The organism is Ramlibacter algicola (genome assembly GCF_016641735.1).
Classification (GTDB): Bacteria; Pseudomonadota; Gammaproteobacteria; order Burkholderiales; family Burkholderiaceae_C; genus Ramlibacter; species Ramlibacter algicola.
Window position 1 is genome coordinate 2736420 of sequence record NZ_JAEDAO010000001.1, and the last position, 13971, is coordinate 2750390.

Here is a 13971-nt window from a genome sequence, read left to right on the forward strand (position 1 = left end):
GGCTCCTGCCGTCAGCGGCGCTTGCCGCCGGCGCGCGGCATCTCGGCCACGGCCACGTGGCACGGGCTCGCCCCGCGTGCGGCACCTTCGGGGGCCGCATTCGCGGTGGCGACGGGCGCGGCCGGCTTGGCGGCCGAGGCTGCAGCCGCGGGTGCGGCCGTCGCGTCCACCGGCGCGGTGGGCTTGGCCGCGTCGGCCAGCTTCACGAGCATGCCGTCGCGGTTGATGCGCTGCTGGCCGGCGGTGACGACCAGGTCGCCCGGCCGCAGGCCTTCGGTGATTTCGACGCGGCCCGGGCTGCGCAGGCCGACCTTGACGTCGACGCGCTGGGCAACCTTGCCGTCGGCGCCGTCCACCAGGCGGTACACCGAGATGCGGTTGCCCTGCGGGACGACGGCCTCCTCGGGCACGACGAGCGCGTCGTCCCGCTGGCCGAAGATCACGCTCACGCGGGCGAACATGCCGGGGCGCAGCGCGAGCTGGCGGTTGTCGATGCAGCCGCGCACGCCGAGCGAACGCCCGTTGGCGTCGACGGCGGGATCGATGGCCTGCACCACCGCGTTCCAGTGGCGGCCGGGCAGCGCGTCGGTCTGCACGACGGCGGTTTGCCCCTGCCGCAGCTTGGTCTGGAAGCGCTCGGGCAGGCGGAAGTCGACGTAGACCGCGTCGAGGTCTTCGAGGTTGACGATGTCGGCGCCGTCCTTGAGGTAGTCGCCGACGTTGATGCCGCGGATGCCGGCGATGGCGTCGAACGGGGCGACGATCTTCAGCCGCGCCGCCGTCGCTTCGGCGAGGGCCAGCTTGGCTTCGGCGACCTGCAGGTTGGCCGCGCTCTCGTCGACCTGGCGCTGGCTGATGAAGCCCTGCCCCACCAGGTCCTGGTTGCGCTTGTGGTTGGCACGGGCGATGGACAGCTCGGCTCGTGCCTGCTGCACCTGCGCCATCGGCAGCTGGTCGTCCAGCTGCACCAGCAGCTGGCCGCGGCGCACGCGCTCGCCGTCACGGAAGTTGATGCGCGTCACGCGGCCGCTGACCTCGGGGCGCAACATCACGCTCTGGCGCGAACGCAGGCTGCCGACCGCCTGGGCGTCGTCGGTCAGGCGCATGGAATCCGCACGGGCCGCTTCGACGACGACGGGCGCACCACGGCTGCCGCCGGCAGCGGGCGCGCTCGCAACCGGTGCGCTGTCCGGGGCCGGCGAGGCGGGCTGGCGCTGGTACCACCAGGCCGCGGCCGAGGCGGCCGCGATGCCGGCGGCGGCGATCACGATGTACAGGGGCTTGGAGGCCATGGACTTCTTGCGAGGGGGCGGCTGGAGCCCGTGGTGGCGTGCAAACACGGCATTGTCGCAGCGCGACCGGTGCGGCGCGATGGGGGTGGTTACCAAGTGCCGCCCCCTGGAGGGCGCCCTTTACCTCGCGTTTACTTGTCGAGGGGAGCGCGGCGGCCCAGCGCCACCTCCACGCCCATGTTGGCCAGCACGTCGGCGCGCTCGTTGCCGGGGTCGCCGTTGTGCCCGCGCACCCATTGCCAGTCGATGCGGTGGCCGCCGCCACGCACCAGTTCATCCAGCTGTTGCCACAGCTCGACGTTCTTCACCGGGGTCTTGCCCGCGGTGCGCCAGCCCTTGGCCTTCCAGCCCGGCAGCCACTCGGTGATGCCCTTCAGCACGTACTGGCTGTCGACGTACAGAGTGATCGCGCACGGGCGCTTGAGCGCCGACAGCGCCTGGATGACGGCCGTCAGCTCCATCCGGTTGTTGGTCGTGCCCGGCTCGCCGCCGTACAGCTCCTTCACGTTCGTGCCCGAGCGCAGCAGCACGCCCCAGCCGCCCGGCCCCGGGTTGCCCTTGCAGGCCCCGTCCGTGTACGCCACCACCTCGTTCAAATCGTCTCCTCGCTCAATTCATGTTGCGGCTGGCGGTTGGCCAGCGGCACCGGCGCGGTCGCCGGCAGCTTGGCCGGCTTCCACAGCTTGCCGACCAGGCGCATGCCGCGCACCCGCTTGGTCGCGACCACCAGGTACACCGCGCCCAGGATCGGCCACCAGCGTGCGCCCGCGTCGTCCATCCATTCCGTGCGCTGCAGCCAGTGGTCCGTCGTGAAGGCCGGGCGCCAGCAGCCGAAGTGGCTGTGCTCGACCTCGAAGTTCAGCAGCCGCAGCCAGTCGCGCAGGCGCCGGTAGCCGATGAACTCGCCGGCATCGGGAAGGTACAGGCTGCCGAACCCGAGGCGCCGGTACAAATGCGCGCGCCGCTGGCGCAGGCCCCACAGGCTGGCCGGATTGAAGCAGGAAATCACGACTTTGCCTTCCGGCACCAGCACGCGCTCGACCTCGCGCAGCGTGGCGTGCGGGTCGGCATGCAGTTCCAGCGCGTGCGGCAGGACCACGAGGTCCAGGCTGGCGGATTCGAAGGGCAGCGCCGCGTAGTCGGCCAGCAGCGCGGGCTGGCGCGCGCAGGGCAGCGGCAGCGGCTCGCTGACACCGAGCCAGCGGTGCGGCATGCGGTTGGCGGCGAGCGTATCGAGTTCGGGCACGCCCAGCTGCAGGGCGTGGTAGCCGAAGATGTCGGCCACGGCGCGATCGAACTGGTCCCGCTCCCAGGCGAGCAGGTAGCGCCCGGGCGGGGTCTCGAACCAGGCGCGCATTCCTATAATCGCATCGCTCATGACGTTGATTCCCCTGCCCGCGTTCCAGGACAACTACCTCTGGGTGTTGCACGATGGGCAGCGGGCGCTGGTGGTGGACCCTGGCGACGCACGGCCGGTGCTCGATTACCTCGCGCAAGCCGGCTTGCAACTGGAAGCGATTCTAGTCACGCACCACCATCCGGACCACGTCGGCGGCGTCAACGCACTGCGCGACGCCACCGGCGCGAAGGTCTGGGGCCCGGCGCGTGAAGCCATCCCGGAGCCCTTCGAGCGCGTGTCCGGCGGCAAGACGGCTGCGGCGCTCGGCATCGAATTCCAGGTGATCGACGTGCCGGGCCACACGGCCGGCCACGTCGCCTACTACGCGGCCGACGTCGACGGCGCCCCGCTGCTGTTCTGCGGCGACACGCTCTTTTCCGGCGGCTGCGGCCGCCTGTTCGAGGGAACGCCGGCGCAGATGCTCGCGTCGCTCGACGCCCTCGCCGCCCTGCCGGGCGATACGCGCGTGTGCTGCGCCCACGAGTACACGCTGTCCAACCTGCGCTTCGCGCGCGCCGTCGAACCCTCGAACGACGCACTGCGCGACTACCAGGCCCGCTGCGAGCAATTGCGCTCGCGCGGCGAACCCACGCTGCCCGCGTCGCTCGGCACCGAGCGGCAGGTCAACCCGTTCCTGCGCGTGCGCGTGCCCGAAGTGGCGCGCGCGGCCAGCGCCTTCAACGGTGCCCCGCCCGGGGACGACGTCGCGGTGTTCGCCGCCATCCGCCAATGGAAGAACGAATTCCGATGAAATCCCTCGCCGTCCTCGTGGCGGCCCTCTGGCTGGCCGCCTGCGCCAGCCCTCCCTCGGCGACCATCCCGGACGCCGCCTCCCCTTCCTCCATCGCCACTGCGCCCGCCGCCGCCGAGACCGGGCTGCCGCCGGTGCGGTCGAACGCCGGCCAGAGGCCGTCGGAACCGCTGCAGGCCGCCAACATGCCGTCACGCAGCGTCGCGGCCACGCAGCCGCCCGCGGACCTCTGGGAGCGCATCCGCGCCGGCTATGCGATGCCGCCGCTGGACAACGCTCTGGTGCACCAGCAGGAGCAGTGGTACGCCAGCCGGCCGGACTACATCCAGCGGATGACGGACCGCTCGCGCAAGTACCTGTTCCACATCGTCGAGGAACTGGAACGGCGCGGGATGCCCAGCGAGCTCGCGCTGCTGCCGTTCGTGGAGAGCGCATTCAATCCCGCCGCGGTGTCCAGCGCGCGCGCCGCGGGCATGTGGCAGTTCATGCCCGGCACCGGGCGCGACTACGACCTGAAGCAGAACTTCTTCCGCGACGACCGCCGCAACGTGCTGGCGTCCACGCGCGCGGCACTGGACTACCTGCAGCGCCTGTACGGCATGTTCGGCGACTGGCACCTCGCGCTGGCGGCCTACAACTGGGGCGAAGGCAACGTCGGCCGCGCGATCGCGCGCAACCAGCGCGCCGGCCTGGGCACCGGCTACGCCGACCTGAAGATGCCGGACGAGACGCGCAACTACGTCCCCAAGCTGCAGGCGATCAAGAACATCGTGGGCAACCCGGAGCAGTTCAACGCCGAACTGCCGGTCATCGAGAACCACCCGTACTTCGACATGGTCACGGTGCAGCGCGACATCGACGTCAAGCTGGCCGCGAAGCTGGCCGACATCGAGGTGGAGGACTTCAAGGCGCTCAACCCGCAGCTGAACCGGCCGGTGATCCTGGCCGCCGGTACGCCGCAGATCCTGCTGCCCTGGGACAACGCCCAGGTGTTCCAGCGCAACCTCGCCGAATACAGCGAAGGCCGCTTCGCCACCTGGACCGCGTGGAGCGTGCCCAAGACGATGAGCGCGACGGAAGCCGCCAAGCGCGTCGGCATGACCGAGCCCGAGCTGCGCAGCGTCAACTCGATCCCGCCTCGCATGCTGATCAAGGGCGGCTCGGTGCTCGTGGTGCCGCGCCCGCCCAACAAGGAAGACGACGTCGCCAGCCACGTGGCCGACAACGGCCAGCTGAGCCTCGCGCCCGACGTGCAGCTGCGGCGCACCACGGTCAAGGCCGGCCGCCACGACTCGGTGGCGACGATCGCACGCCGCTTCCACGTCAGCGCCGAGCAGGTCGCCGAGTGGAACAAGGTCGGCGCCGGCGCGGCCTTCCGGGCCGGCCAGCAGGTGGTCGTCTACGTGCCGGTGCGCGCCAAGGCGCGCGCGCGCGTGCGCGGCGTGTCGACGCACCAGGCGCACGGCCCGCGCAACGCTACGCCGAGGAAACCGGCGGTGCGCAAGCAGAAGCGCCGCTGAGCGCCGTCTCCTAGCGCCCCACGCGCTGCGCCAGGTCCATCCTCGGCGCGCGCGTCGCGGCCAGCGCACCCAGCGCCGCGAACACGGCCACGGCGCCGAAAGTCAGGTGGAAGGCGTGCGACACGCGCGCCGGGTCCAGGTGGTCCAGCGACACCTGCGCGCCCTCGCCGCCCGCGGCCTGCACGTTCAGCAGCGTGAAGGCCAGGCCGCCGAACATCGCGGTGCCCAGCGACGCGCCGGTCGATCGCGTGAGCGACAGCAGCGCGGCCGCGGCGCCGAGCCGCTCCCGTCCCGCGAGCATCTGCGTGCCGATCTGCGCGCTCGGCATCACGGTGCCGAAGCCCATGCCGCAGACCGCAGAGGCGATGGCGATGCTGGTGTGCGAATCCGGCATGACGGCCAGCGCGAGCAGGGCCAGCGACGCGGCGCCGAGCCCGAACGGCGGCAGCACGCCGCTGCGCTGCGTGCGCGCGCTGAAGCGGGCATTGAGCGTCGAGCCCGTCACCATCCCCAGCGTGAGCGGCAGCAATTGCAGGCCGGCGGCCGACGCGCTGCTCTGCTGGCCCACCTGCAGGTAGATCGGGAGGAGGAAGACCAGGGCGAACATCGTGCCGGAGAAGCCGATCACCGACACGCAGATCCAGCCCACGCCCGGCAGGCGCAACACGTCGAGCGGCAGGAACGGGAACGGATGGCGGCGCTGCTGCCGCGCGAGTGCCACGCCGCACACGAGGGCGCCTGCGGCCAGTGCCGCCGACGTCGTCGACACCACGGGGAAGCGATGGCCGGTCAGGCTCACCCACAGCAGCGCGCTCGTCGCGCAGGCCGCGAACAGCAGCACGCCGGCCGGATCCGTGGGGGCGTCGCGCAACGCGGACCGCGCCGGACGCGGCAGGCGCGCCACGCGCCAGGCGGCGAGCAGGCCCAGGGGCAGGTTCACGAGGAACGCCAGCGCCAGTCGCCGTGGTTGGCCACGACACCGCCGATGACCGGGCCTCCCACGCTGGAGACCGTGAAGACCGCCGCGAAGTAGCCCTGGTACTTCGGCCGCTCGGCGGGCGACACGAGCTCGCCGATCAACGCCTGGCACAGCACCATCAGCCCGCCGCCGCCCAGGCCCTGCAGCACGCGTGCAGCGATCAGGGTGTGCATCGTCGGCGCCAGGCCGCAGGCGAGCGAGCCGAGCACGAACATCGCCAGCGCGCCGAACAGCACGTTGCGCCGGCCGTAGCGGTCGCCCAGGCGGCCGTACACCGGCGCGACGATGGTGGCCGCGAGCAGGTAGCCCACCGCGATCCACGACGTGTCCGCCAGCCCGCCGAGGTCGCGCGCGATGCGCGGCGTGGCGGCCGCCAGCAGGGTCTGGTCGACCGCCGCCAGGAACATCGGCAGCATGACGGCGCTGAACAGCGCGCCGAAGGTGGTGGCCGGCGCACCGGCGTCGCGGGCGATGGCGGACACGGAGGCCGATGCTACGGGGCCGTCCGCCGCGGTGCTGTCAGAGTTTCTCGGTTTCGCCGGCGCGCGGCTGCCACTTCATGAGCCGGCGCTCGATGCGGCCGACGAGCCCGTCCAGCACGAGCGCGAACACCGTCAGCACGACGATGCCGGCGAACACGGTGTTGACGTCGAAGGTGCCCTCGGCCTGCAGGATCAGGTAGCCGACGCCGCGCGCGGAGCCGAGGTACTCGCCCACGACCGCGCCGACGAACGCAAGGCCCACCGACGTGTGGAGGCTGGAGAACACCCAGCTGGTCGCGCTGGGCAGGTACACGGTGCGCAGCAGCTGCTTCTGGTTGGCGCCCAGCATGCGGGCGTTGGCCAGCACCACCGGGCTGACTTCCTTGACGCCCTGGTAGACGTTGAAGAACACGATGAAGAAAACCAGCGTGACCGCGAGCGCCACCTTGCTCCAGATGCCCAGCCCGAACCACAGCGCGAAGATCGGCGCCAGGATCACGCGCGGCATCGAGTTGGCCGCCTTGATGTAGGGATCGAAGATCGCGCTGGCGGTCGGCGCCAGCGCCAGCCACAAGCCGACCACCAGTCCCAGCAACGTGCCGGCGAAGAACGCCAGCACCGTCTCCAGCAGCGTCACGCCCAGGTGCACGTAGATGTCGGCGCGGCCTTCCAGGCCGTCGGGGAACAGCGCGTTGGGCGCGATGCCCACCGGCAGGAACCACGACCAGATGCGGCCGGCGACCTTCAGCGGCTCGCCGAAGAAGAACGCCATCTTGTCGTTGAGCGACATGAGCTGCCACACGCCGAGCAGCAGGACCAGGACCACCAGCTGCCAGGCGCGCAGCGTCGTCTCGCTCGGCCGGATGCGGGACCACATGCTCAGGCCGCCTTCTTCAGTTGCTGCGCGTAGCCCTTGAGGACTTCGTCGCGCAGCACGCCCCAGATCTGCGCGTGCAGCGCGACGAAGCGCGGGTCGTTGCGCACCTCGGCGACGTCGCGCGGCCGCGGCAGGTCGATGGCGAACTCGCCGATCGGATGCGTGGCCGGGCCCGCCGACAGCACCACGACGCGGTCGCTCATCGCGATCGCCTCGTCGAGGTCGTGCGTGATGAACAGGACCGCCTTGCGTCTGTTGCTCCCCCCGGTCGCTTCGCGCCCGCCCCCCACCAGGGGGGCCCACTCCGCGCTAGGGGCGGCCCGTCGCTGCTCGGTCTCGCCGGCCCACAGTGCCAGCACCTCGTTCTCCATCAACTGGCGCGTCTGGACGTCGAGCGCCGAGAAGGGTTCGTCCATCAGGATGATGTCCGGGTCGAGCGCGAGCACCTGCGCGAGCGACGTGCGCTTGCGCATGCCGCCCGAGAGCTGGTGCGGGTAGCGGTCCTCGAACCCCGCCAGGCCCACGCGCGCGAGCCACGCCTGCGCCTGCTCGCGCGCCTGCGCCTCGGGCAGGCCGCGGTACTGCAGGCCGACCATCACGTTGTCGATGGTGCTGCGCCAGGGCATCAGGGCCTCGGCCTGGAACATGTAGCCGGCGCGGCGGTTGATCCCCTGCAGCGGCTCGCCGAACACCCGCACCTGGCCGGACGACGCCTGCAGCAGCCCGGCGCCGATGTTCAGCAGCGTGGACTTGCCGCAGCCCGTCGGGCCCACGACCGAGACGAACTCGCCGGCGCCGACGTGCAGGGTGGTGTCGGCGACGGCGGTGTACCGCTGCCCGGGATCGTCCTTGGACCGGAAGGTGACGGTGATGTCCGCCAGTTCGAGCGCGTGCGCCATGGCCCCGAGCCTACCAAACGCGAACCGGCCCCTCGGGGCCGGTCGTGGTGCGGAAGCCGCAGCGGGTCACGCCTTGAACTTGTCCTTGGCGCGGCGCGCGAACTCGTTGGTGTAGGTGCGGGCCAGGTCGATCTTCTCCGGCTTGACGCTCGGCTCGAAGCTGGAGAGCGCCCGCAGCGCGGTGCGCGCGCCTTCGTCGGGCAGCATGCCGTCGAGCGCGATCGCCTCGCGCACCTTGTTGAAGGACGCCAGGTACAGCGCACGGTCGCCGAGCAGGTAGGCCTCGGGCACCGTCTTGATGATGTCGCTGGGGCCGGCCGTCTGCAGCCACTTGAGGCCACGCACGATGGCATTGGCCAGCGCCTGGCAGGTGTTGGGGTTCTGCTTCACGAAGTCCGCGTTCGTGTACAGGCAGGCCGCGGGCATGGGACCGCCGAACACTTCCTGCGTGCCCTTGAGCGTGCGCGTGTCGCTGATGATCTTCACGTCGCCGCGCTGCTCGAGCATCGTCATCACGGGGTCCGTGTTGCTCATCGCGTCGATCTGGCCCGAACGCAGCGCGGTGAGCGCACCCGCCGCGGTGCCCACGCCGACGTAGCTGACGTCGCCGGACTTGATGCCCGCGCGCGTGAGCACCAGGTTGGCGACCATGTTGGTCGACGACCCAGGTGCCGACACGCCGATCTTCTTGCCGCGCAGGTCGGCCAGCGACTTGTAGTGCGGGAGCGCCTTGGTGGACACGCCCATGGCGATCTGCGGAGCACGGCCCATCAGCACGAAGGACTGGATGAACTGGTTCTTGCTCTGCATGTTGATGGTGTGCTCGTACGCGCCGCTGACGACGTCGGCCGAGCCACCCACCAGCGCCTGCAGCGACTTGGCGCCGCCGGCGAAATCGGAAATCTCCACGTCCAGGCCTTCGGCCTTGAAGTAGCCGAGCTGCTCGGAGATGGTCAGGGGCAGGTAGTAGAAGGCGGCCTTGCCGCCGACCGCCAGGGAGAGCTTGGGCTTCTCGATGCGGCCTTCGGCGCCCAGCGCCGGCACGGCCAGGGTGGCGGCCGCCGCGCCCGCGGCCAGCGTGAAGTGGCGGCGGGTGAAACGGGGGGGAGTCATGGTGGTGTCCTCGCTGCTTTTCTCGTGTGCATCGAGTGTCTTCGCCACCCTTGTGCACCGCATCCGGACTGACCCCTGCGGGTTTCCACGTAACGCTTTCCGCCGCCCGCGCGGCGGTGCCGTCAGAGAGCCGACAGCAAGATGACGATGTTCACCAGCAGGGCGGCGAACCAGATGGCGGAGCGCATCGTGGCGAGCCCCGCCACGTACATGGCGACGTAGATGATGCGCAGCGTGACGAAGAGCACGGCCAGGATGTCCAGCTGCGTCTGCGGCGCCTTCAGCTGGTGCGCGATGAGCACGGCCGCGAAGAAGAACGGCAGCGCCTCGAAGGTGTTGGCCTGGGCCGCGTTGGCGCGCGCGCGCCAGTCGGTCTGGCGCGCCAGCCAGGCGCGCGGGTCCTGGTTGTCGTAGCCGCCCTGGCCGCGCGGCTTGCCGATGCCGCCGGACTTGGCCAGGTACGCGCAGGCATACGGCAGCAGCGCCGCCAGCAGCACGCACCAGTACGCGACCGTGAATTTCGCCCCCATCGCCCTCTCCTCCCCCGTGTCTCAGCGCCGGTCGACCAGCGCGTGCGCGATGGTGCCCAGGTCGACGTATTCCAGCTCGCTGCCCGCGGGCACGCCGCGCGCCAGGCGCGTGACCTGCAGGCCGCGCTGCTTGAGTGCTTCGCCGATGACGTGCGCGGTGGCTTCGCCCTCGGCGGTGAAGTTGGTCGCGAGGATCACTTCCTGCACCACGCCGTCGGTGGCGCGCTCGAACAGCTTGGCCAGCCCGATGTCGCGCGGGCCGATGCCGTCGAGCGGGCTGAGCTTGCCCATGAGGACGAAGTAGCGGCCGCGGTACGCATTCGTGCGCTCCAGGGCTGCCTGGTCCGCGGGCGTCTCGACGACGGCGAGCTTGCTGGCATCCCGCTGCGGGTCGCTGCAGGTGGAGCAGACCTCGTCCTCGGTGAAGGTGTGGCACAGCCGGCAGTGCCGGATGCGGGCCGTCGCCTGCATGAGCGACTGCGCCAGCTGCTGCGCGCCTTCGCGGTCGTGCTGCAGCAGGTGGAAGGCCATGCGCGAGGCGGACTTGACGCCTACCCCCGGCAGGCGCCGCAGGGCTTCGATCAGCGCGTTGAGTGCGGCGTCCGCCAAGCGCGTTCGCTCAGAACGGGAACTTCATGCCGCCGGGCAGACCAGGCATGCCGGCGGTGATCTTGCCCATCTTCTCCTGCGAGGTCTCCTCGGCCTTGCGCACGGCCGCATTGAAGGCCGCGGCGACCAGGTCTTCCAGCATGTCCTTGTCGTCCGCCAGCAGGCTGGGGTCGATCTCGACGCGCTTGACGTCGTGCTTGCAGGTCATGGTGACCTTCACGAGGCCGGCACCGGACTCGCCGGTGACCTCGATGTTGGCGAGTTCGTCCTGCGCCTTCTTCAGGTTGTCCTGCATCGCCTGGGCCTGCTTCATCAGGCCGGCGAGCTGTCCCTTGTTGAACATGGTGGGTTCCTTGCGTGGTGCGCGGCGTTGCCGTCACACGGGTTTGATGCTGCCAGGCACGATTTTGGCGCCAAAGTCGCGCACCATCTGCTGGACGAAGGGGTCGTTGCGGATCGCGTCCTCGGCGGCCAGCTGGCGTTCCGCCGCCGCGGCCGCGTTGCGGCGCGCGGGACTGTCGGCGACGGGACCGATCTCGATGGCCAGCTGGACCGCATGGCCGGCGCCCTGCAGGGCCGTCTGCAGCCGCTCGCGCGACGTGCCCTGGTTGAGCGACTCGCGCTCGACGCGCAGCAACCAATGTCCGGTGTCGCGTGCCACCAGCTGCGACTGCAGGGCCAGCTCGCGCACCAGCGCCGTGACGGCTTCGCTGGCGACCAGTTGCTGCACTGTCGCGTGCCAGAAGTCGCCTTCCTCGGTCGGCGTGAACGTGGTCACCGGTGCCGCCGCTTCGCGACGTGGCTCGGGCTGCACGCGCACCGGCACGCCGAGCACGTCGTCGCGCGTGCGCTCGCGCTGCGCGGCCGTCGGCGCCGGCGGCTGCGGACGGGCTTCGACGACGGGGAGCACACGTCCAGCGGGCAAGCCGGCCGCGGCCGGCGCGACACGCGGCGGGACGGAGGCGGATGGCGCCGGAGGCGCGGCCAGCGGCTGCGACCGCGCGGGCGCGGGAGCCGGCGCGGCCGGCTCAGGCGTCCGGGCGGCTACCGGCGGAGTTTTTTTTTCCGCCGCGGCGGAAGCGCCCGGCTGGAACGCGAGCAGCCGCAGCAGCACCATCGTGAGCGCGGCGTACTCGTCCGGCGCCAGGCCCAGCTCGGCGCGGCCGTGCAGGACCATGGTGTAGAGCAGCTGCGTCTGGTCGGCCGGCAAGGCGGCGGCCAGGCGCGCGATCTCCGGCGCGTCGGGGTCGTCGCTGCCCGCATCGGGCACGGCCTGCACCACGGCCATGCGTTGCAGCACGGCCGCCATTTCCTCCAGCGCCCCGCCGGCGGCGAGGCCCTGCACGCGCAGCGCGTCGCAGATCTCGACCACCGTCTTGCCGTCGGACCGCGCGAGCGCGTCGACGAGGCGGAACACGTGGCTGCGGTCGACGCTGCCCAGCATCTGGCGCACCGTGTCCTCGCGCAGCTGGCCGGCGCCGAACGCGATGGCCTGGTCGGTGAGCGACAGTGCGTCGCGCATCGAGCCACGCGCCGCGCGCGACAGCAGGCGCAGCGCCTGCGTGTCGGCCTCGATGCCTTCGCCCTGCAGCACGTGCACCAGGTGCTCGTGCACCGTCTCGGGCGCCATCGGCCGCAGGTTGAACTGCAGGCAGCGCGAAAGCACGGTGACCGGCACCTTCTGCGGGTCGGTGGTGGCCAGCACGAACTTGAGGTACTCGGGCGGCTCCTCCAGCGTCTTCAGGAGCGCGGCGAAGCTCTCCTTCGTGAGCTGGTGCACCTCGTCGATCATGTAGACCTTGAAGCGGCCCTGCACCGGCTTGTAGTTGGCGCGGTCCAGCAGGTCGCGCACGTCGTCGATGCCGCGGTTGGACGCGGCATCCATCTCGGTGTAGTCGATGTAGCGGTCGGCGTCGATGTCGACGCAGGCCTGGCACACGCCGCACGGCGTGGCCGTGATGCCGCCCTGCCCGTCCGGGCCCTGGCAGTTGAGCGACTTGGCCAGGATGCGCGACACCGTGGTCTTGCCCACGCCGCGCGTGCCGGTGAAGAGGTAGGCGTGGTGCAGCCGCTGGTGCGTCAGCGCGTTGGACAGCGCCTGCACCACGTGCTCCTGGCCGACCATCTGGCCGAAGTTCTTCGGCCGGTACTTGCGGGCGAGCACGATGGTCGACATCGCGACGATTCTAAGGGCGCGGTCCGACGAACCCGACCATGCGTGTCGCCTACAATCGGCGGTGACGGGCCTCCCCGCATGGTGAAGCGGCCAACCGGGTCAGGTGGGGAACCAAGCAGCCCTAACTGTGGAGCCAGTGCCGGGGGTAAGGCTCGTCACCTCTTTCGATTGCAGCACCACGAGCCGCGCACGCGCGCCGTCCAGCTCCGCTGCATTCCGTCGCACACCTCGTCGTCCTGTCGGCTCGGGCTCGCCTTCGCGCCGGGCCGTTCCTAGAGTCGGCCGATGACCTCCGCCGCGCGCGACCCGCACATCCCTGCCCTCACCCGCCGCGCGCTCCTGGCCTCCGCCGCAGCCCTGGCCACCGCGCCCGCCTTTGCTTCCGGTGCGCCGACCCTTCGTGCGACGCCCGCACGCAAGTTGCGCTTCACCCAGATCCTCCGGCAACTCGCCTTCAGCCCGAGCGGGCACCTGCTCGCGACGACCGAGGTCGACGGCGCCATCAAGCTGTGGCGCATGCCCGACCTCCAGTTGGATCGCACGTTCACGCACGCCGGCGGCGCGACGACGGTGGCCTTCAGCCCGGACGGTTCGCTGATCGCCACCGCCGGCTACGGCGGCAGCATCCGGCTCTGGAGCGCTGCAACGGGGCAGCCGGTGCGATCGCTTCCCGGCCACGCGGGCACGGTCTGGGCGCTCGCGTTCCGACCGGGTGGCGCGATGCTGGCTTCGGGTGGCGAGGACAGCCAGGTGCGCCAATGGCGCGTGGCGGATGGCTCGCTCGCGCACACCCTGGCGGGACATCGCCGGAACGTCTGGTCGGTGGCCTACAGCCCGCGAGGCGAGCGCCTCGTCAGCGGCAGCTTCGACTACGACGTGCGCCTGTGGTCCGCGCAGGACGGCCGGCTGGAGCGCATCGTCAGCGGCCACACGCAGGCGGTGGTGTCGGTCGACTACAGCCCGGCGGGCGACGTCTTCGCGAGCAGCGGCGACGATTGCACCGCGCGTGTCTGGCGCGCCGCCGATGCCACGCCGGTGCACGTCCTGACGGGCGGCGCCGACCACACCTACGCCGTGAAGTTCAGCCCGGACGGCCGCTGGCTCGCCGCCGCCGGGCGTGAAAAGGGCACGGTCGGCACGCTGTGGAAGCAGGTCGCTGGACACGCGCTGCTCTCGCTGGATCCGACGATCCGCCTGTGGCGGGTGCAGGACGGCCGCCTGCAGCTGGCGCTGGCAGGCCACGACGACGACGTCTGGTCGCTCGCCTTCAGTCCGGATGGTGGCTGGCTCGCCAGCGCGGGCGCCGACAAGGCCGTGGCGCTCTGGCGGCTCGACGCTGGGTGA

General features: G+C 71.2%; 13 protein-coding genes, 1 other RNA gene and 1 pseudogene. 4 read left to right on the forward strand and 11 right to left on the reverse strand.

Features of this window, described 5'->3' with window-relative positions; all coding sequences use genetic code 11:
* Nucleotides 1–11: 11 nt before the first annotated feature.
* From I8E28_RS13270 to I8E28_RS13280, 3 genes are all read right to left on the reverse strand, one after another.
* A complete protein-coding gene (locus I8E28_RS13270; protein WP_200788526.1) occupies nucleotides 12–1292 on the reverse strand; it encodes an efflux RND transporter periplasmic adaptor subunit in 1281 nt (426 codons plus the stop codon).
* 131 nt (nucleotides 1293–1423) lie between these two features.
* The gene (rnhA, locus tag I8E28_RS13275; protein ID WP_200788527.1) at nucleotides 1424–1888 is read right to left on the reverse strand and encodes a ribonuclease HI; all 465 of its coding nucleotides are present in this window, start codon (nucleotides 1886–1888) and stop codon (nucleotides 1424–1426) included.
* Nucleotides 1885–2649, reverse strand: coding sequence for a class I SAM-dependent methyltransferase (locus I8E28_RS13280; protein ID WP_200788528.1), 765 nt, complete (start codon nucleotides 2647–2649; stop codon nucleotides 1885–1887). Before I8E28_RS13280 ends, rnhA begins: the two co-directional genes overlap by 4 nt.
* A 19-nt stretch (nucleotides 2650–2668) precedes the next feature.
* Here I8E28_RS13280 and gloB point away from each other — a divergent pair, with 19 nt between their 5' ends.
* Both gloB and I8E28_RS13290 read left to right on the forward strand, forming a co-directional pair.
* The gene (gloB, locus tag I8E28_RS13285; protein WP_200788529.1) at nucleotides 2669–3442 is read left to right on the forward strand and encodes a hydroxyacylglutathione hydrolase; all 774 of its coding nucleotides are present in this window, start codon (nucleotides 2669–2671) and stop codon (nucleotides 3440–3442) included.
* Complete coding sequence (locus I8E28_RS13290) at nucleotides 3439–4962, forward strand: transglycosylase SLT domain-containing protein (protein WP_200788530.1); 1524 nt, start codon at nucleotides 3439–3441, stop codon at nucleotides 4960–4962. Before gloB ends, I8E28_RS13290 begins: the two co-directional genes overlap by 4 nt.
* 10 nt (nucleotides 4963–4972) lie before the next feature.
* Here I8E28_RS13290 and I8E28_RS13295 read toward each other — a convergent pair.
* The 8 genes and pseudogenes from I8E28_RS13295 to dnaX all read right to left on the reverse strand — a co-directional run bounded on the left by I8E28_RS13295 (nucleotide 4973) and on the right by dnaX (nucleotide 12627).
* Nucleotides 4973–6357: pseudogene (locus I8E28_RS13295) on the reverse strand (MFS transporter).
* 103 nt (nucleotides 6358–6460) lie between these two features.
* Entirely contained in the window at nucleotides 6461–7300 is an 840-nt protein-coding gene (locus I8E28_RS13305) for an ABC transporter permease (protein ID WP_200788533.1), read from the reverse strand.
* 2 nt (nucleotides 7301–7302) lie between these two features.
* The gene (locus I8E28_RS13310; RefSeq protein WP_200788534.1) at nucleotides 7303–8199 is read right to left on the reverse strand and encodes an ABC transporter ATP-binding protein; all 897 of its coding nucleotides are present in this window, start codon (nucleotides 8197–8199) and stop codon (nucleotides 7303–7305) included.
* Between the two features lie 66 nt (nucleotides 8200–8265).
* A complete protein-coding gene (locus I8E28_RS13315; RefSeq protein WP_200788535.1) occupies nucleotides 8266–9312 on the reverse strand; it encodes an ABC transporter substrate-binding protein in 1047 nt (348 codons plus the stop codon).
* Between the two features lie 122 nt (nucleotides 9313–9434).
* On the reverse strand, nucleotides 9435–9842 hold the full coding sequence (locus tag I8E28_RS13320; RefSeq protein ID WP_200788536.1) for an MAPEG family protein: 408 nt from the start codon (nucleotides 9840–9842) through the stop codon (nucleotides 9435–9437).
* A gap of 21 nt (nucleotides 9843–9863) precedes the next feature.
* Nucleotides 9864–10451 (reverse strand): recombination mediator RecR, encoded by a 588-nt coding sequence (recR, locus tag I8E28_RS13325; protein WP_200788537.1) that lies wholly within the window; start codon nucleotides 10449–10451, stop codon nucleotides 9864–9866.
* Between the two features lie 10 nt (nucleotides 10452–10461).
* Nucleotides 10462–10794 carry a YbaB/EbfC family nucleoid-associated protein gene (locus I8E28_RS13330; RefSeq protein WP_200788538.1) on the reverse strand — a complete coding sequence of 111 codons (333 nt, stop codon included), beginning with the start codon at nucleotides 10792–10794 and terminating at the stop codon, nucleotides 10462–10464.
* 33 nt (nucleotides 10795–10827) lie between these two features.
* Nucleotides 10828–12627, reverse strand: coding sequence for a DNA polymerase III subunit gamma/tau (dnaX, locus tag I8E28_RS13335; RefSeq protein WP_200788539.1), 1800 nt, complete (start codon nucleotides 12625–12627; stop codon nucleotides 10828–10830).
* Nucleotides 12628–12690: 63 nt separating this feature from the next.
* On the opposite strand from dnaX, the gene ffs reads away from it, so the two are divergent.
* Nucleotides 12691–12787, forward strand: an RNA gene (gene ffs / locus I8E28_RS13340) — signal recognition particle sRNA small type.
* Between the two features lie 125 nt (nucleotides 12788–12912).
* Nucleotides 12913–13971, forward strand: a complete 1059-nt coding sequence (locus I8E28_RS13345; RefSeq protein WP_200788540.1) for a WD40 repeat domain-containing protein — start codon at nucleotides 12913–12915, stop codon at nucleotides 13969–13971.